The following is a 17,084-nucleotide window of genomic DNA, read 5'->3' on the forward strand; positions in this document are numbered from 1 at the left end:
GAGCATGTTTATCGCACTTGCAGCCGCAGCCCCGATTGCCGCGGCCCCCGATGTCAACGTAGGCGCCGAGCTGCTGCGCGTCGTGCTCAGCCTCTGCGCCATTATCGCGGTCATCCTGGTCGCCGGCTGGTTTACGCGTCGCATGCAGGGCCGCACGCAGCCGGGCGGTCGCCGTATCCGCTGCCTGGAAGTCTTCTCGGTGGGTGCGCGCGATCGCCTGATGCTTATCGAGGCCGATGGCAAGCGCTTGCTGGTAGGTACCGGTCAGGGCGGCATGCGCACCTTGCACGTGTACGAAGGCGAGGTTGCGCCCGCGACGCTGCCGGCTGCGCCGCAGGTGCCGAATTTCGGCGAGCTGCTCAACCGCTGGAAGCGCAAGGCATGAAGACCTTGAAGTTTCTTTTCGCGCTGGCGCTGATGTTGCTGCCGTTTGCCGTATCCGCCCAGCAGGCCACCGGTATTCCGGTGCTGACCGTGCAGAACGCGGGTGGCGCGCAGAACTGGACGCTCTCCTTGCAGGTGCTGGCACTGTTGACCGTGCTCACCATGCTCCCCGGCGTGCTGCTGATGATGACCTCGTTCACGCGCATCGTGATCGTGCTTGGCTTCTTGCGCCAGGCGCTGGGCACGCAGGCGACGCCGCCGAACCAGATCATTCTCGGCTTGTCGTTGTTCCTGACCCTGTTCGTGATGTCGCCGGTGCTCAATCACGCTTACGTCGAGGGCGTCAAACCGTATATGGACGGCACCATGCCCGCCGAGCAGGCGTTGCAGGCGACCACGTCGCCGTTCAAGCACTTCATGCTCGATCAGACGCGCGACTCGGATCTGCAGTTGTTTACCAAGCTTGCCGGCGAGAAGCCCTATGCCAGCAAGGACGACGTGCCGTTGCGCGTGGCGATGCCCGCATTCATGACCAGCGAACTCAAGACCGCCTTCCAGATGGGCTTCCTGTTGTTCATTCCCTTCCTGATCATCGACCTGGTAGTAGCCAGCGTGCTGATGTCGATGGGCATGATGATGGTCTCTCCGGTAACCATCTCGTTGCCGTTCAAGATCATGTTGTTCGTTCTGGTGGATGGATGGTCCCTGCTGATGGGAACACTGGCGGGGAGTTTCTACACGTGACGCCCGAATCAGTCATCGAATTCGGCCAGCACGCCCTCTACGTCGCCATGCTGGTCGCTGCCCCTCTGTTGTTGACGGCACTGGCGGTCGGCTTGCTGATCGGCGTGATCCAGGCCGCGACGCAGATCAACGAAATGACCCTGAGCTTCATTCCGAAGCTGATCGCGATGGCGTGCGTGGGCCTGATCACCGGCCCGTGGATGTTGCGCACGCTGGTCCAGTTCACGCGCCACGTGATCGAAGGTCTGCCCGGGGCGATGAAGTGACCACTGTGCAACTGGTCCAGCTGCAGGCGTGGCTGGGCGGTTTGCTATGGGCGTTCGGGCGGGTCAGCGGCATGTGCCTGGTCGCACCGATTTTCAGTTCGACGATGGTCCCCATGCAGGTGCGCCTGGTTATCGCGCTGGTACTGACCGTGGTATTGGCGCCGATGGCGCCGATGAATATCGATCTGCTCACCGGCGAAGGCCTGGCCAGCATGGTTTCACAGTTGCTGATCGGCGTGGCGATCGGCTTCGTGCTGCAACTGGCGTTCCAGGCGGTGTCGTTTGGCGCGCAATTCATTTCGCTGAGCATGAATCTTGGCTTTGCCGAGTCGTTCGATCCGTTGGCTGGCGGCAGCTCTGCGGTGTTAGGGCAGATCTATGGTTTGCTGGTGACGCTGCTGTTCTTGGCGATGGACGGGCATCTGCATTTGATCGCCTTGCTCGCCGACAGTTTTCACACCTTGCCACCGGGCACGGCGACGATCGGACCGGATGGCCTGCATGCGGTCGCGCAATTCGGTACACAGTTCTTTGCTGGTGCGGTACGCGTAGCGCTGCCGGCGATGACGTCGCTGCTGGTGGTCAATATCGGCTTTGCCGCGATCAGTCGCGCCGCGCCGTCGATGAACCTGTTCGCGGTGGGTTTTCCGATCACCGTGTCGCTGGGCTTTATTGCTTTGTGGTTGTCGTTGCGCAGCCTGCCTGGTGCGTTTGAAGCGATCCAGGAATCGGCCTGGTCGCTGATGCACGAGTTGGCCGGGGGCTAGCTCGATGGCTGATCAGGAACAGGAAGACCGCACCGAACAACCTTCCGAAAAACGTATTCGCGAAGCGCGCGAAAAGGGCGATCTCCCACGCTCGCGCGACCTGTCCGGCTCAATGGTGGTGCTGGCGGCGGTAGCGACGTTGATATCGACCGGCCACGATGCGATGGAGCACGCACGTACGATTTATCGGCTCGGCTTGAGCTATTCGCGCGAAGCCTTGTTTGCCGGGCAGTTGCCTGTGCATGCCTGGTATGGCGCATTGCATGAGGCAGTCGCTATCGTCGCGCCGATTGCCGTGGCGACGCTGCTGGCCGCGCTTGGCGCGCCGACCCTGCTCGGCGGCCTCAATTTCAGTGCCGAAGCCTTGCAGCCGAAGTTCGAACGACTCGATCCGATCGCCGGCCTGGGCAAGATCTTCGCGATGCGCGGCCTGGTCGAGCTGGGCAAGTCGTTGCTCAAGTTGCTGCTGATCGGTGGTGCCTTGCTGATCCTGATTCGCAGCTGGCAGCCGGAGATCATGGAGACCGGCCGTGGCGTGGTGGGTGCCGGTATTGCCCAGTCACTGGGGTTGCTCGGTCGCGCTGGATTGATCTTCGGCGTGATGCTGGGCCTGATCGGCGGTGTCGATGCGATCTGGCAGCGTTTCGATTACACCCGCCGCCAGCGCATGACCAAGCAGGAACTGCGCGATGAACACAAGGAGTCCGACGGCAGCCCGGAGTTGAAAGGGCGTATCCGCCAGGTGCAGCAGCAGATGTCCCGTCGCCGCATGATGCAGGAGTTGCCCAAGGCCGACGTGGTCATCGTCAACCCGACGCACTTTGCCGTCGCCCTGCAATACGACGACGGTCGCATGCGCGCACCCAAGGTCATTGCCAAGGGTGTCGACGTTCTGGCGCAGCAGATCCGCCTTGTCGCGGCCAGTCATCGCATCCCATTGGTCGAGGCGCCGCCGTTGGCACGCGCCTTGTATGCGACTACCGATATCGGACGGGAAGTGCCTGCTTCCCTGTACGTAGCCGTCGCCCAGGTGCTGGCCTACGTATATCAGGTGAAACAGGCAGTTACACACGGCATGACGCCGCCCGAGCCGCCAAGACCCGAGGTCGATCCGGACCTGATGGGCCCTTATCGCGACAATTGATTGACGGATGACAGATGGCCGCCGTTGGTGCACTCGATACACTGAAGCAAGCAACACGCAGGGGCGCCGGCGCGCCGATCATCATGCTGGCGATGCTGGCGATGATGATGTTGCCGCTGCCGCCCTTCATCCTGGACATGCTCTTCAGCTTCAACATCGCACTGTCGCTGGTGATCCTGCTGGCGGTGATCTACGTGATGCGACCGCTGGAATTCGCCGCGTTTCCCACCGTGGTGCTGATGGCGACCCTGCTGCGCCTGGCGCTGAATATCGCCTCTACCCGCGTGGTGTTGCTGCACGGCCATGACGGCCCCGGCGCCGCCGGCAAGGTGATCGAGGCGTTCGGCGAGTTCGTTATCGGCGGCAATTTCGCCGTCGGTCTGGTGGTGTTCGCGATCCTGACCATCATCAACTTCGTGGTCATCACCAAGGGCGCCACGCGCGTGTCCGAAGTCACCGCGCGCTTTACCCTCGATTCGATGCCCGGCAAGCAGATGGCGATCGACGCCGACCTCAATGCCGGCTTGTTGACGCAGGAGCAGGCGCGCGAACGCCGCCAGGAAGTGCGCGAGGAAGCGGACTTCTACGGCTCGATGGACGGTGCCTCAAAATTCGTTCGCGGCGACGCTACCGCCGGTATCCTGATTCTGTTGATCAATATCGTCGGCGGCTTTTTCGTCGGCGTGATGCAGCATGGCCTTTCGGCCGGCGAAGCGGCACGTACCTATACCTTGCTGACCATCGGTGACGGCCTGGTGGCGCAGGTGCCCTCGCTGATGTTGTCGATCGCCACCGCGATCATCGTGACGCGCGTGTCGCGTTCCGAAGACATGGGTAAGCAACTGGTCGGCCAGGTCTTCGGCCAACCGCGTGCCCTGGCTGTCGCCGGCGCGGTGCTCTGCGTCATGGGCTTGATTCCCGGCATGCCCAACGTCGCTTTTCTGTTGCTCGGCGGCAGCTGCGGCGGCGCGGCGTGGTTGATGATCAAGCGCAAGCACGAAGCCGAAGAGCGTCTTGCCGCGACGCCGGTCGATGCCTTGCCGGCACCGGTGCCTGGCGAAAAGCTGGAGCTGGGCTGGGACGATGTCGCCAGTGTCGATCCGGTCGGCCTGGAGGTTGGTTACCGGCTGATCCCGCTGGTCGACAAGGCGCAGGGCGGCGAGCTGATGGGGCGGATCAAGTCGGTACGCCGCAAGCTGTCGCAGGAGCTGGGTTTCCTGGTGCCGGCGGTGCATATCCGCGACAACCTCGACCTCGGTCCCAACGCGTATCGCGTCACGCTGATGGGCGTGCCGATGGGCGAGGCGGAGGTTTACAACGAGCGCCTGCTGGCGATCAATCCGGGCCGCGTGCACGGCACCCTGCAAGGCATCGCCACGCAGGACCCGGCGTTCGGCCTGGAAGCGGTGTGGATCGAAACCGGACAGCGCGATCACGCGCAAAGCCTGGGCTATACCGTGGTCGATCCGGCCACCGTGATCGCCACGCATCTCTCGCACATCCTGCAGGGCCATGCGCACGAGCTGCTCAGCCACCAGGACGTGCAGCAGCTGCTGGACCGCCTGGCGGCCAACGCGCCCAAGCTGGTCGAGGACCTGGTGCCCAAGCGCCTGTCGCTCGGCGTAGTGGTCAAGGTGCTGCAGAACCTGCTCGCCGAGCGGGTGCCGATCCGCAATATGCGCAGCATCGTCGAATCCTTGGCGGAGCACGCCAGCCAGAGTCAGGATCCCGGCACGCTGACCGCCGCGGTGCGTGTCGCGCTGGGTCGCCAGATCGTCCAGGAGATCGCCGGCCTGGGTACCGAAATTCCCGTCATCACGCTGGCGCCGGAACTGGAGCAGATTCTGCTCGGATCGCTCGGCAACGCCGGTGCGGCGGGCGCCGCGGTCGAACCGGGCCTGGCCGACCGCCTCCAGCAGAGCGTCGCCGAGGCCGCGCGACGCCAGGATCAGAGCGGTGAGCCAGCGGTTCTGCTGGTGCCGCCGCAGCTGCGTCCATGGCTCGCGCGCTTCACTCGCCACGTGGCACAGAACCTGCACGTACTGGCTTACAACGAGGTGCCTGACAACCGACGGGTTCGGTTGGTGCAGGCGCTGGGTCGCTGAGACGAGAAACGAGAGATGGGCAACGAGAGCGCAACGATGAAAGCGTGGCATCACTCCGCAGAGACGGCATGTGCGTCTGGCGTCGTGGCAGCGCGCAAGTCGCTGGGTCCCGGCGTGCGCCGGGACGACGGCAAGGTTGCAGAGTTTCCTCATCGTTCGTCGTCCCCGCGAAAGCGGGGACCCAGCGTCTTGGCCGCACAACACATACCGAGCTTCGGCTTTCGCCGTTGCATGGCATCGATTGAGAACACCCTCCCGTCCCGGAGCGTACACGCATGAAGATCAAACGTTTCGTCGCCTCCGACATGCGCCAGGCGATGCGCGAAGTCCGCGAAGAGCAGGGGCCGGATGCGGTGATCCTGTCGACGCGTCGACTCGATGACGGCATCGAGATCATCGCGGCGGTCGATTACGACGAAGCCCTGGTACGCGAAGCCGCCCGGCACGGTGCGCCGCTGCCGGGTGCCAGGCCGGAGGCGCCGGTGGTTGCGCCTACGCCGCCGAAGCCCGAGCGCACGCCGTTGCTGACGCGCGCCAAGCAGGCGATCGCGGCCGCTCATGCGCCGGCTGCGCCGGTGACTCCGCAGGCAGCGATGGCACCCGCACACGCCGAAGTCGACGATGCCCCTCGCGCCCAACCACCGTTGCGCGATATCAGCGTGGCGCAGGAACGTGTCGCGCGTCCCGAGCCGCAGCAGCCCTACGAATCTGCCGCACCAGCGCAGCCCGCGCCGCGCGTCGAGCCGGCACCGATTCAATCCATGCTCGAACGCGCCGCGCAGGACAGCGCCCGGATGCGTGCGGAACTCGGCGACTTGCGTTCGATGCTCGAAACGCAGCTGTCGAGTCTGGCCTGGAACGATATGGAGCGCCGCCATCCGCTGCGCGCGCGCATCCTGCGCGATCTGACCCGGCTCGGTATCGAAGCCGATGTCGCGCGCAAGTTGATCGATGAACTCCCCGATCAGATCAGTGCCGAACAGGCGCGTTACCTGCCGCTGGGTGTGCTGAGCCGCAGCCTTGCGGTGAGTGGCCGCGATCTGGCGGCGACCGGTGGCGTGATCGCACTGGTCGGCCCGACCGGCGTCGGCAAGACCACCACCATCGCCAAGCTGGCCGCGCGCGCCGTCCTGCGTCATGGCGCAGGGCAGGTCGCACTGATCAGTACCGACAACTATCGCATCGGTGCCGCCGCGCAACTCGAACACTACGGTCGCCTGCTCGGCGTGCGCGTATTCCCCGCGCATGACGCGGTCAGCCTGCGCCAGGTACTGACTTCATTGCGCGGTCGCCAGGCCGTGCTGGTCGACACCGCCGGTGTGGCGGGTAACGATCCGCGTCTGCAGCAGCAGATGGAGTTGCTGCACGACGTCGGCGACGTCCGCGTGTGCGTGGCGATGGCCGCCAACACGCAGGCACAGGCGCTGGACGCCACCATTCGCGCCTACCTGCCGCTGAAGCCGCAGGCATGCATTCTGACCAAGCTGGACGAGACACCGAATCTTGGCGGTGCCTTGTCCACGCTGATCCGCCATCACCTGCCGCTCGACTACGTGACCGACGGCCAGCGCGTGCCCGAAGACATTGCCGCTGCCGATGCGCGTGCGCTGGTCTGCCGCGCTGCACAGGCGCTGAAATCCAGCGGCACTACCGAAGACACCACCATGGCCGATCGTTTCGGCCTCAGCCTGGCGAGCGCTTGAACCCCATGGGAACCTTGGCGATGAATCAGGCGTGGGGATTGCGGCAGATGTTTCCTGCCCTTGCGGCACTGCGTGCGCGCGACGCGCACGCCAGCGAACATCTGCGTGGAGATCAGGCGATGGGTTTGAGTTCGACAGTGCCGCGGCCGCGCACTCGCGCGATCACGATTGCCGGCGGCAAGGGCGGCGTGGGCAAATCCACCGTCGCGGTGAATCTGGGTATGGCGCTGTCGATGGCCGGGCACGAGACCATGCTGCTCGATGCGGATATGGGGCTGGCCAATGTCGACGTGCTGCTCGGCCTGACGCCGTCGCGGCATATCGGTCACCTGCTCGACGGCAGCTGCACGCTGGACGAGCTGGCGGTGACCGCGCCGCATGGCCTGAAGATCATCCCGGCCGGTTCGGGCGCGCGGCGCCTGGCCCAGCTGAGCAATGGCGAGCATGCGGCGGTGATCCGCGCCTTCGACGAACTGGTGCGCCCGCCCCAATACCTGCTGGTCGATACCGCCGCGGGCGTCTCCGACAGCGTGGCCATGTTCGCGGCCGCGGCCGACGACGTCATTCTGGTGGTCTGTGACGAGCCGGCCTCGCTGACCGATGCCTACGCCCTGATCAAGGTGCTCAGCCGCGACTTCGGGGTACGCCGCTACCGCGTGGTGGCCAATATGGTGCGCCATGCCGGCGAGGCTAAGCACTTGTATGAAAAGCTTTCTCGGGTCAGCGACCGGTTCCTCGACGTCGCGCTCGACTTCATGGGGATGATCCCGCACGACGAGTACCTGCGCCGGGCGATCCGGCGCCAGTGCGCGGTGGTCGATGCCGCCCCGGGCAGCCGGTCGGCACAGGGATTCAAGCAATTGGCAGGTGCGGTCGATACATGGGGTGAACCCGAGTACCCCAACCACGACCGGATTGCCTTCTTTGGTGGTCAGGCGGCGTTGGAGCCAAGCCTGGCAGGGGATGGGTGGGCGAGATGAGCGTGGCTTCCGAATATCTGCAACTGCAACGCGAGAGCACCGAAGACATGGTGCGCCAGCACGCGCCTCTGGTGCGGCGTATCGCCTATCACCTGATGGGGCGGTTGCCGTCGAGCGTGGACGTGGACGATCTGGTGCAGGCGGGCATGATCGGCCTGCTCGAGGCCGCACGTAACTACGCCACCGATCGCTCGGCCAGCTTCGAGACCTATGCCGGCATCCGCATCCGCGGCGCCATGCTCGACGAGTTGCGCAAGACCGACTGGACGCCGCGCTCGGTGCATCGCAAGTTGCGCGAAGTCACCGAAGTGGTGCGTCAGATCGAAAACGAAACCGGCGCTGATGCCATCGATGCCGAGGTGATCCGGCGCATGGGCATCACCGCGCAGGAGTACCACCAGATTCTCGCCGACGCGACCAGCGCGCGTCTGCTCAGCCTCACCGCGCCGGACGACGACGAAGGCGGCGCCGCGCTGGACGTAGTCGATCAGGATGGCCTGGAGCCGCAGGATCGCGTCGAACAGGAAGGCATGCGCGAGGCCCTGATCGACTCGATCTCCGGTCTGCCCGAACGCGAACAACTAGTGATGTCGCTGTACTACGAACAAGAATTGAACCTGAAAGAAATCGGCGCCGTGCTCGGCGTTACCGAATCGCGCGTGTGTCAGATCCACGGCCAGGCGCTGGTGCGGTTGCGGGCGCGGATGTCCGGTTGGCGCGATGGCGCCGGAAATGGGGAACGGGGAACGGGGAGGGTGGAGCGCCGCCGCTGACCTCGAACTATCCGCAACCTTCTTCTCCGTTCCCTGTTCCTTATTCCCCGTTCCCAACCTACAAGCCGGAGCCCTCCCGTTGGACAAGAACATGAAAATCCTGGTGGTCGACGACTTTTCCACCATGCGGCGCATCGTGCGTAACCTGCTGGTCGAGCTGGGTTTCTCCAACCCGCTGATCCAGGAAGCCGAAGACGGCAATAACGCCATGACGATGCTGCGCGAGATGCCGTTCGACCTGGTCGTGACCGACTGGAACATGCCCAACATGACCGGCATCGACCTGTTGCGCGCGATCCGCGCCGAGCCTTCGTTGAAGGGCATGCCGGTGCTGATGGTGACGGCGGAAAACAACCGCGACCAGATCATCGCCGCCGCGCAGGCCGGCGTGAACGGCTACATCGTCAAGCCGTTCACCGCGGCCACGCTGAAAGAAAAACTCGACAAAATCTTCGAGCGGCTCGCCGCGCAAGGAGCCACCGCATGAGCACTTCTTCGTTGCTACTTTCCGAGACCGCCTTGCCGACCGAGCTGCAGCAGCTGCTCAACAGTGCCGACCGCGCGGATTTCGAACTGGCGCTCGATGCGCTGGCACGCCAGCGCGAACAGCATCTGTTCCGCGCCTTGGGCCTGCTGGCGCGCGACCTGCACGAAGCGGTACGTCGCCTCGGCAGCGACCTGGCATTGGAGGGCGTACCCGATAGCGTCGCCGATGCGCGCAAGAACCTGCTCGATGTACTGGAAATGAGTTCGCAGGCCGCGCATCGCAGCCTCGATTTCGCCGAACGCATGCGTCCGCAGGCCGAAGCGCTGGAAGCCAACGCGATTGAAATCCTCGCGTGGAGCGACGAGAACGAAGCCGGTGCCGTACTCGCGCGTCAGGCACGTGAGTTTGCCGCCGCTAGCCGTGACGGTCTCAACGACATGGTGCTGGCGCAGTCCTGGCAGGATCTTTCCGGCCAGCGCATCAAGAAGGTCGCGCATTTTATCGGTAGCGTGGAATCGTCCCTGCTGGAACTGGTTCGCCTCACCGGCGCACTGGCCGGCGGCGAAGCGCCTGCAGCAGCGGCCAAGGTCAACAGCCAGGACGAGGCCGATCGTCTGCTTAGCGAATTCGGTTTCTAAAGGAACTCAAGCGGATGTCTTCACCCTTGGACGATGAGCTGCGCGATGACTTCCTGGTTGAAGCCAGGGAGTTGCTGCAACGCTTGAGCGAACAGCTGGTTGAGCTGGAAGCGTCGCCGCGCGATGCCGAACTGCTCAATGCAGTCTTTCGCGCGTTTCACACCGTCAAGGGCGGCGCCGGCTTCCTGGCCATCGACCCGATGGTGCAGTTGTGCCATCAGGCCGAGGACCTGCTCAACGAGGCGCGCAACGGCGTAGTGGTGCTCGACTCGGCGCAGATGGATGCCTTGCTCGAAGCGCTCGATCTGCTCAACGTGCAGATGGATGCGATGAGTTCTGGCGACACTTTGCCGGCGCCCGCTGCCAGCCTGTTGCGTCGCCTGCAAAGCGGCGTAGCGCATGCGCCCGCACCCGCACCCGCACCGGTTGCTGCACCGATGCCCGTGCCGACGGAAGAAGGCGGCGCGATCGACGACAGCGAATTCGAGGCATTGTTGGATAGTTTGTACGGTCGCAATGGTGCGCCGGGCGCACCGGCACCTGCGCCCGCCGCATCGACCGCAATCAGCGACGATGAATTCGAGGCGCTGCTCGACAGCCTGCATGGCAAGGGCGCGGCACCCACGGCAGTGGCGCCGCCTCCGGTGGTTGTTGCAGCACCGCCAGTCGCCGAGCCCGCACCGAAATCGCCTGCGCGTGCTCCGGCACAGGCCGAGCAAACCGTGCGTGTCGATACCGGTCGTCTCGACGATCTGGTCAATCGCGCCGGTGAACTGGTGCTGGTACGTAACCGCCTGCTGAGTCTTGCCTCGCGCAGCGGCGACGAAACTCTGGAAGTGGCGGCGGGCGATCTCGATCGTGTCGCCGATGATTTGCAGGGCGCGGTACTGGGTATGCGCATGCAGCCGGTAGGGCGTCTGTTTCAGCGCTTCCCGCGCATCGTGCGCGATCTCGCGCGTCAGCTCGGCAAGGATATCGAGCTGGTGACCGAGGGCGAAGACACCGATCTCGATCGTGGCCTGGTCGAAGCACTCGCCGATCCGCTCGTGCATTTGTTGCGTAATGCGGTCGATCACGGCCTGGAAATGCCCGAGGATCGCGAACGCGCCGGCAAGCCGCGCAAGGGGCGTGTGCGGCTTTCGGCCAGCCAGCGTGGCGAGCGGATCGTCATCATCGTTTCCGACGACGGCCGCGGCATGAACCCGCAGGTGTTGCGGACCAAGGCGGTAGAGAAGGGCGTTATCGACGAAGACCAGGCCGCGCGCCTGAGCGAAGTCGAATCACTGGAATTGATCTTCCGCCCCGGCTTCAGCACGGCAGCGACGGTGTCGGACATCTCCGGCCGCGGCGTCGGCATGGACGTGGTGAAGACACGCATCATCGAGCTCGGAGGCACGTTGCAGGTGCGCTCCAAGCTCGGCCAGGGCAGTGAGCTGGAGCTGGCCGTACCGCTGACGCTGGCGATCCAGCGCGTGCTGATGGTCGGCGTGGGCGATCGCCTGTTTGCGCTGCCGTTGAGCAACGTCAGCGAAGTATTCGAACTATCCGCCGGCCAGGATCAATGGCTGGACGGGCGTCGTGTCGCCGCACATCGTGGCCGCGCGTTGCCGTTGGGCGATCTGTCCGCATGGGCACGTGCGCACGGCGCTGCGCCGCCCCGCCAGGTCGTGGTGGTGCACATCGGTCATCAACGCATTGGTTGCCTGGTGCACGCGGTGATCGGTCGCGAAGACGTCATGGTCAAACCGCTCGGTCCCTTGTTCGCCGACACGCCCGGTATTGCCGGCGCGACCGTGACCGGCGACGGACGGCTGGCGCTGGTGCTCGATCTGGCCGGTCTGGCCGACGAGGGTGGCGCGCTGCTTTCAACCGCTTTGAAGGAAACGGCTTAAGTTATGGATCTGGTCAGCATCATCGGAACCATCCTCGCCTTCGCGGTGATCGCGATCGGTACGATCCTCAAGGGATCGACGCTCGAGGCATTGTGGAATCCGGCTGCTTTCGTGATCGTATTCCTCGGCACCATAGCCGCCCTGCTGGTGCAGACGCCGGGCAAGGTGCTCAAGCGCGCCGGTGGCATGCTGCCCATGGTCTACAAGCCGCCGCGTCATCAACCGGCCGATCTGATCAGTCGCATCGTCGGCTGGAGCGAGCTGTCGCGTCGCCAGGGGCTGCTGGGTCTTGAGCCGCAGATCAACGCCGAGCAGGACAGCTTTGTGCGCAAGGGCCTGCAGTTGCTGGTCGATGGCAGCGAGCCCGAAGCGATACGCGGCGTGCTCGAAGTCGAGCTGGGCACACGCGAACAGATCGACCTGGATGCCAGCAAGGTGTTCGAAAACGCGGGGACGTATTCGCCGACGCTCGGCATCATCGGCGCGGTGATGGGCCTGATGGCGGTGATGCAGAACCTGGCCGACCCGAGCAAGCTCGGCCATGGCATTGCCGCCGCGTTCGTCGCGACCATCTACGGCATCGGCCTGGCCAACCTGCTGATGCTGCCGATGGCGGCGCGTCTGAAAGGGCTGGTGCACAAGCAAAGCGAGATGCGCGAGATCGTGATCGAAGGCCTGGTGTCGATCGCGCAGGGTGATAACCCACGCCAGATCGAAAGCAAGTTGCAGGGTTATCTGCAATGAGACGCCGTCGTCACGAAGAGCACGTCAATCACGAACGCTGGGCGATTCCGTATGGCGACCTGATTACCTTGCTGCTCGCGTTCTTCGTGGTCATGTATGCCATGTCCGCGGTGAACGAGGGCAAGTACCGCGTGCTGTCGCAGTCGATCATCGAAGCCTTCAACGGCAACAGCAAGCGACTGGAAGCGACCCCGAGTCGCACGCCTTCCGTGCTGGCGCCCGTGCCCGATGCCGGTGCATCGTCGACGGCCACCTCGTCGGCACGCCGTATCGAACTGCCGCTGCGTCGTCAGCCCACACCCGGAAAGGGCGAACAGCCGACCGTGCAGCGCACCGGTGGCGCGCAACAGCACAACCTCGAACAGATTCAGGGCGAGGTGCAGCACGCGCTGCAGCCGTTGATCGACAAGAGCCTGATCACCATGCGCCGCACGGAGAGCTATCTCGAGATCGAGATACGCACCGATATCCTGTTTCCCAGCGGCGTGGCCAAGCTTTCGAGTTCCGCCGATGATGTATTGAGCCGGATCGGCGCCATTCTTTCGCCGTTCCCCAATCCGCTGCGCGTCGAGGGCTATACCGACGACAAGCCGATCAACACGGCCTTGTATCCGTCCAACTGGGAACTGTCCGCGGCACGTGCGGCCAGTGTCGCGCGTTTGTTCGCCGACAAGGGTGTCGATCCGGGTCGCTTGGGTATCATCGGCTGGGGCCAGTTTCGTCCAGCCGCCGATAACGCCAGCGAAGAAGGCCGTAATCGCAACCGTCGTGTGCTGGTCGTCGTATTGAGCGACGGCAACGCACCGAGTCGGTTCTACAGCGATGCGGACCATCCGATCGCCGATGCACCGTCTTCGCCGAAGCCGGCTAATACCGCGACACCGGTCGCCGCACCCGCCACGTTGCCTGCGTTACCGAGCCTGATCACGGTGAACCCCGGCCAAGACGCAGTACCTGCCCCGGCCGCCGCGACGATCAGTGCGCTGCAAACGCCGGAGCCGGAGAACAAAGGATAAGCATGAACGCCGTAGCCCAAGTTGCACAGACTCCATCCCAGTGGCTGGTGTTCTTCCTCGCTGGTCAGTCCTATGCCGCGCCGTCGGCTCAGGTCAGCGAAATCGTGCGCGACGGCGCCGTTACGCCCGTGCCTGGGTCGGCCTCGGATCTGCTCGGCATCCGGCAGTTGCGTGGCCAGATCGTCCCAGTCCTGGACGGTCGCCTGCGCCTGGGGCTGGATACCTCGACCACCACGCTTGCGCAGGCGCGCATCGTGGTGCTGACGCATGAATCCCACCAAGTCGGCGTGCGTGTCGACGCCGTCGACGAGCTACTGTCCTTGAACGAGGCGGACATGGCTGCCCCGCCATCGGGCCGCGCCCAACGCACCGACGACCCCGTCCGTGGTGTCGTTCCCTGGAAGCAGGGTTTCGTTGCGCTGCTGGATGTGCGCAAACTATGCCGTTTGCCGCAGGGGGCGGCGCACGGGGATTGAGCATGGGTATTGAGATTGGCCTGATCGCGCTGATCTTGTTGGTGACGGCACAGGGGATGTTGCTTTATTGGGTGTGGCGGCAGCAGTTGCGTCTACGTATCCAATTGGCGCAGTGTCTTTCCGCGTCGGGTACGGACGTTCCGACTTCGATGCTGGTGATGATGCTCGGTCGTCTGGAGCGCCGCCTTGAATCCGTCGAGCGACATCTTGAGCGTCATGGTGCGCATATGCCCGTGCCCGCCGCCTCGCCGCAGACGTATGCCTTGGCGCAGCAGTTGGCGCGTGAGGGTGTGGGTGTGGATGAGTTGGTTTTGCGGTGTGGGTTGTCGCGGGATGAGGCGGAGTTGGTTCGGCGGATGCATGGTGTGGCGTGAAGGTGCTTTGATCCGGCACGTTTTGCCCGGTCCCCCACCTGTTCGTCATCCCCGCGTAGGCGGGGACCCAGTGGCTTCGGTGGTTGGTTGTCGCGAGAGCGCGCATCGCTCTGGTTCTGCGTTTAGGCTAGAAAGTCGCCTTTGGCGTGTTTCGCCGACCTGCCGGTCGCCGAGTTACTTTCTTTGCTTGTCCAAAGAAAGATAACCAAAGAAAGGACACCCCGCGTCCGCCGTCCTTCGGACCGTGAGGCTTGGCCGGGCTTTAGGACGGGACATCCGTGTCCCGTCCTAAAGGCATCGACGTCCTGTCGATGCCCCCTTCGGGGCCTGATCGTCCAAACCTCACTCGGCTCCCGAGGGGGCCCGAAGAGCTGACGGCTCGCTGCGCATCGCTTGCTAAGAGCGAAGAGCAAAATCCCAGCCTTGCGCCCACCCTCCTATTCGTCATTCCGGCGCAGGCCGGAATCCATGCCTCAGTCTTTCGCTCGTCAGACAACGTGTCGCAAGCGGAAACGCTGAGGCATGGATTCCGGCCTACGCCGGAATGACGAGAGGGGTAGGCGAGGGTCAGGGAACACCTTAAGTCCTCACTATCACGACGCCTCGCGCACAGATTCGGCGCACCTCAGAAGCGCCAGAAGTGTCCCCAATCGGTTCGAGTAGACGGTCCGAACGGTTTTATCTCTCAATGCTGCTCAGAGCTCTGGCTCTAAAGGCCATTTCTCTTGGGTTACTTTCTCTTTACTGCGGACCTAAATGTCCTCCGCCCTCCGGGCCGGCTTCGCCGTTCGCATGCGCTACGCGCAAGCGTGGGCCAGCAAAGAGAAAGTGACTCGCTCGCCGGCAGGCGAGTGAAACGCCCGCTGCGTAAGCGGCCAGGTCGCGAAAGCATTCAGGTAAGAACCAAGCACTGACGCTACTGGGTTCCGGCCTACGCCGGAATGACGAAATAGGAGAGGCTGCGTAAGCGGTCAAATTGTGCGAACACACAGGCGAGGACCAACCACAGCCGAAACCGGCTTTAAGTCACAGCGCAGGAGAAGCGAAAACCCAACTCACTCCCCAGCCGCATCATAAACACACCCAAGCACCGCAGCCGCAGCGGCATAAAGCGTCGCCGGCACATCATCCCGCAACCGCAGCGCAGCCAGCACAGCCGCCACCTGCGGATCATGATGCAATGGCACCCCCGCATCCCGTGCCCGCGCAAGCAAACGCTCCAGCGATTCAGGCGGCATCGTCGGTGCCGGCCCTTCGCTGTGGCTGATACGCAAGCTGACCTTGCGACGCGGAGGAGGGAGTGCCTGGGTCATGCCATGGTCTTCAGTAGTACGGCGCTACGGGACTGCCCGGTTTGCGGCATGCCATGCTGGCAGCTCAATTGATCGAGAATAAGCCCACTGGCGGCAAGACGATCGCGCAGCATGTCGAAGCGGCGATCGAGCTTTTCGACGGTCGATCCCATATGCGCCCAAAGCCGAACACTCAGGCGTTGCCCGCGCAATTGAACCTCGCCCTGCACCGGGCCAAGGCTCGGCAGTTCCAGCGCAAAGCCCAACGTCCACGTGGAAGGATCGCTGCTGGTCGCGCCCTGTTCCAACTGCAGTTGCACGACGTCGCGCCCGTCCTTGCCTTGCACCGGTATCTCGACCATCCATACCGAGGTGGCCGCTGTTTCCAGTTGGGCCACTTCGAGGCGGGCCAGCGCGGCATGCACGTCGGTGTTGAGTCGCTCGAGCAATGGGCGGAGATCTTGCGCATCGTCGCCGAGCAACGGATCGCCTTCTTCAGGCGCGGCCGCGCGAGGCTGCGCCAGCAGACCGCGGTGCTGCAACGGCGGTGCGGTATCGGGGGCATTGCCCGGTCCATTGGCGGAGGGCTTGCCGACGTAGCCGCCGGTCTGCAGGGCGGTAGCCAGGCGCAACAGCGCACCTTTCCAGTCTTCTTCGCCCAGCGCCTCGCCCATGGCCATCGGATCGGCGAGCTGCGCTTCAAGAAACAGGCCGCTGCGCGCGACTGCTTCACGCAAACCAGGGCCGTCGCTGATTTCCTCCGGCGTGCGCATGGCGTTTTCGAGCAAGGCCAATGCGGTACGGATGGAAGAGGGCAACTGGCGTACCTGCGGACGCTGCGCAAGGGTATCCAGCGTCGCCAGCAGCGGGGCATAGCCGTTCTGCTGCGGCAGGCGCTCACGCATGGCCTGCTGCACGAAGGTTTCCGGCCCGGAGGGGATCATCACCTCCAGCAAAGGCTCGGCGCCCATGCTCAGGACGCGCACCTGGAACTGCGGTGGCAATTGCGTGCTTGGCGACTGGGTTTCGACCGCCAACGCGCCGATCTGCAAGATCATCATCCCCTGCGGGCTCACGCCCAGCGGCCGCGCGGACAGCACGGTACCGATCCGCCAGCTATCAGCCGTGCTGCCGGCGGCGGCGCCGGCCCAGGTAAGGGCGGCAAGGCTGGTGGGTTGGATGATCAAACAGGCTCCTGTGACGCTCGGGCTAATCGCAGACCAATGAAGGGTTGCGGCCACTGCATCGGCGGGGGACGCAATAACTTGAGCCCGGCAATTCGCTAAAGCCCAGGCCAAG

At 64.2% G+C, this 17,084-nt stretch carries 18 protein-coding genes; 16 read left to right on the forward strand and 2 right to left on the reverse strand.

Translation table 11 applies throughout. From position 1 onward, the window contains the following. The first annotated feature begins 4 nt into the window (after positions 1–4). The 16 genes from ACZ6WW_RS21440 (at position 5) to ACZ6WW_RS21515 (ending at position 14,493) form a co-directional block, all read left to right on the forward strand. Complete coding sequence (locus ACZ6WW_RS21440) at positions 5–385, forward strand: FliO/MopB family protein (protein WP_465276004.1); 381 nt, start codon at positions 5–7, stop codon at positions 383–385. Next, positions 382–1,128, forward strand: coding sequence for a flagellar type III secretion system pore protein FliP (gene fliP, locus ACZ6WW_RS21445; protein ID WP_465276005.1), 747 nt, complete (start codon positions 382–384; stop codon positions 1,126–1,128). Before ACZ6WW_RS21440 ends, fliP begins: the two co-directional genes overlap by 4 nt. Continuing rightward, positions 1,125–1,394, forward strand: a complete 270-nt coding sequence (gene fliQ, locus ACZ6WW_RS21450; protein WP_281849946.1) for a flagellar biosynthesis protein FliQ — start codon at positions 1,125–1,127, stop codon at positions 1,392–1,394. Before fliP ends, fliQ begins: the two co-directional genes overlap by 4 nt. Beyond that, positions 1,391–2,161: a flagellar biosynthetic protein FliR gene (gene fliR / locus ACZ6WW_RS21455; protein WP_465276006.1), complete on the forward strand. Its 771-nt coding sequence runs from the start codon at positions 1,391–1,393 to the stop codon at positions 2,159–2,161. The genes fliQ and fliR overlap by 4 nt, the downstream gene beginning before the upstream one ends. A 4-nt stretch (positions 2,162–2,165) precedes the next feature. Further along, positions 2,166–3,305 carry a flagellar biosynthesis protein FlhB gene (gene flhB, locus ACZ6WW_RS21460; protein ID WP_465276007.1) on the forward strand — a complete coding sequence of 380 codons (1,140 nt, stop codon included), beginning with the start codon at positions 2,166–2,168 and terminating at the stop codon, positions 3,303–3,305. Between the two features lie 14 nt (positions 3,306–3,319). Next, entirely contained in the window at positions 3,320–5,410 is a 2,091-nt protein-coding gene (flhA, locus tag ACZ6WW_RS21465) for a flagellar biosynthesis protein FlhA (protein ID WP_465276008.1), read from the forward strand. A gap of 275 nt (positions 5,411–5,685) precedes the next feature. Further along, positions 5,686–7,113, forward strand: coding sequence for a flagellar biosynthesis protein FlhF (flhF, locus tag ACZ6WW_RS21470; protein WP_465276009.1), 1,428 nt, complete (start codon positions 5,686–5,688; stop codon positions 7,111–7,113). Positions 7,114–7,133: 20 nt separating this feature from the next. Beyond that, positions 7,134–8,093: a MinD/ParA family protein gene (locus tag ACZ6WW_RS21475; RefSeq protein WP_281852946.1), complete on the forward strand. Its 960-nt coding sequence runs from the start codon at positions 7,134–7,136 to the stop codon at positions 8,091–8,093. Next, a complete protein-coding gene (locus ACZ6WW_RS21480) occupies positions 8,090–8,866 on the forward strand; it encodes an RNA polymerase sigma factor FliA (RefSeq protein WP_465276010.1) in 777 nt (258 codons plus the stop codon). The genes ACZ6WW_RS21475 and ACZ6WW_RS21480 overlap by 4 nt, the downstream gene beginning before the upstream one ends. Positions 8,867–8,945: 79 nt before the next feature. Further along, positions 8,946–9,353: a chemotaxis response regulator CheY gene (gene cheY, locus ACZ6WW_RS21485; protein WP_281849939.1), complete on the forward strand. Its 408-nt coding sequence runs from the start codon at positions 8,946–8,948 to the stop codon at positions 9,351–9,353. Next, positions 9,350–9,991: a protein phosphatase CheZ gene (locus ACZ6WW_RS21490; protein ID WP_281849938.1), complete on the forward strand. Its 642-nt coding sequence runs from the start codon at positions 9,350–9,352 to the stop codon at positions 9,989–9,991. Before cheY ends, ACZ6WW_RS21490 begins: the two co-directional genes overlap by 4 nt. Positions 9,992–10,005: 14 nt before the next feature. Further along, positions 10,006–11,883 carry a chemotaxis protein CheA gene (locus ACZ6WW_RS21495; protein WP_465276011.1) on the forward strand — a complete coding sequence of 626 codons (1,878 nt, stop codon included), beginning with the start codon at positions 10,006–10,008 and terminating at the stop codon, positions 11,881–11,883. Between the two features lie 3 nt (positions 11,884–11,886). Further along, positions 11,887–12,627 (forward strand): flagellar motor protein, encoded by a 741-nt coding sequence (locus ACZ6WW_RS21500; RefSeq protein WP_281849936.1) that lies wholly within the window; start codon positions 11,887–11,889, stop codon positions 12,625–12,627. After that, positions 12,624–13,643, forward strand: coding sequence for a flagellar motor protein MotD (gene motD / locus ACZ6WW_RS21505; RefSeq protein ID WP_465276012.1), 1,020 nt, complete (start codon positions 12,624–12,626; stop codon positions 13,641–13,643). Before ACZ6WW_RS21500 ends, motD begins: the two co-directional genes overlap by 4 nt. Positions 13,644–13,645: 2 nt before the next feature. Then, positions 13,646–14,119 carry a chemotaxis protein CheW gene (locus ACZ6WW_RS21510; protein ID WP_281849934.1) on the forward strand — a complete coding sequence of 158 codons (474 nt, stop codon included), beginning with the start codon at positions 13,646–13,648 and terminating at the stop codon, positions 14,117–14,119. A 2-nt stretch (positions 14,120–14,121) separates the two neighbouring features. Further along, entirely contained in the window at positions 14,122–14,493 is a 372-nt protein-coding gene (locus tag ACZ6WW_RS21515; protein ID WP_281849933.1) for a DUF2802 domain-containing protein, read from the forward strand. Positions 14,494–15,548: 1,055 nt separating this feature from the next. Here ACZ6WW_RS21515 and ACZ6WW_RS21520 read toward each other — a convergent pair. After that, positions 15,549–15,806 (reverse strand): EscU/YscU/HrcU family type III secretion system export apparatus switch protein, encoded by a 258-nt coding sequence (locus ACZ6WW_RS21520; RefSeq protein WP_281849932.1) that lies wholly within the window; start codon positions 15,804–15,806, stop codon positions 15,549–15,551. After that, on the reverse strand, positions 15,803–16,972 hold the full coding sequence (gene fliK, locus ACZ6WW_RS21525) for a flagellar hook-length control protein FliK (RefSeq protein WP_465276013.1): 1,170 nt from the start codon (positions 16,970–16,972) through the stop codon (positions 15,803–15,805). The genes ACZ6WW_RS21520 and fliK overlap by 4 nt, the downstream gene beginning before the upstream one ends. Positions 16,973–17,084 lie beyond the last annotated feature (112 nt).

It is taken from the genome of Dyella sp. NPDC103356 (genome assembly GCF_055584465.1).

Bases quoted from the DNA above. Each gene is read 5' to 3' on its own strand.
- ACZ6WW_RS21440 (WP_465276004.1), top strand. From the start codon at position 5: ATGTTTATCGCACTTGCAGCCGCAGCCCCGATTGCCGCGGCCCCCGAT.
- ACZ6WW_RS21480 (WP_465276010.1), top strand. From the start codon at position 8,090: ATGAGCGTGGCTTCCGAATATCTGCAACTGCAACGCGAGAGCACCGAA.
- flhF (WP_465276009.1), top strand. From the start codon at position 5,686: ATGAAGATCAAACGTTTCGTCGCCTCCGACATGCGCCAGGCGATGCGC.
- ACZ6WW_RS21515 (WP_281849933.1), top strand. From the start codon at position 14,122: ATGGGTATTGAGATTGGCCTGATCGCGCTGATCTTGTTGGTGACGGCA.
- ACZ6WW_RS21495 (WP_465276011.1), top strand. From the start codon at position 10,006: ATGTCTTCACCCTTGGACGATGAGCTGCGCGATGACTTCCTGGTTGAA.
- fliP (WP_465276005.1), top strand. From the start codon at position 382: ATGAAGACCTTGAAGTTTCTTTTCGCGCTGGCGCTGATGTTGCTGCCG.
- ACZ6WW_RS21475 (WP_281852946.1), top strand. From the start codon at position 7,134: ATGAATCAGGCGTGGGGATTGCGGCAGATGTTTCCTGCCCTTGCGGCA.
- flhB (WP_465276007.1), top strand. From the start codon at position 2,166: ATGGCTGATCAGGAACAGGAAGACCGCACCGAACAACCTTCCGAAAAA.
- ACZ6WW_RS21500 (WP_281849936.1), top strand. From the start codon at position 11,887: ATGGATCTGGTCAGCATCATCGGAACCATCCTCGCCTTCGCGGTGATC.
- motD (WP_465276012.1), top strand. From the start codon at position 12,624: ATGAGACGCCGTCGTCACGAAGAGCACGTCAATCACGAACGCTGGGCG.
- flhA (WP_465276008.1), top strand. From the start codon at position 3,320: ATGGCCGCCGTTGGTGCACTCGATACACTGAAGCAAGCAACACGCAGG.
- ACZ6WW_RS21510 (WP_281849934.1), top strand. From the start codon at position 13,646: ATGAACGCCGTAGCCCAAGTTGCACAGACTCCATCCCAGTGGCTGGTG.
- ACZ6WW_RS21490 (WP_281849938.1), top strand. From the start codon at position 9,350: ATGAGCACTTCTTCGTTGCTACTTTCCGAGACCGCCTTGCCGACCGAG.
- ACZ6WW_RS21520 (WP_281849932.1), bottom strand. From the start codon at position 15,806: ATGACCCAGGCACTCCCTCCTCCGCGTCGCAAGGTCAGCTTGCGTATC.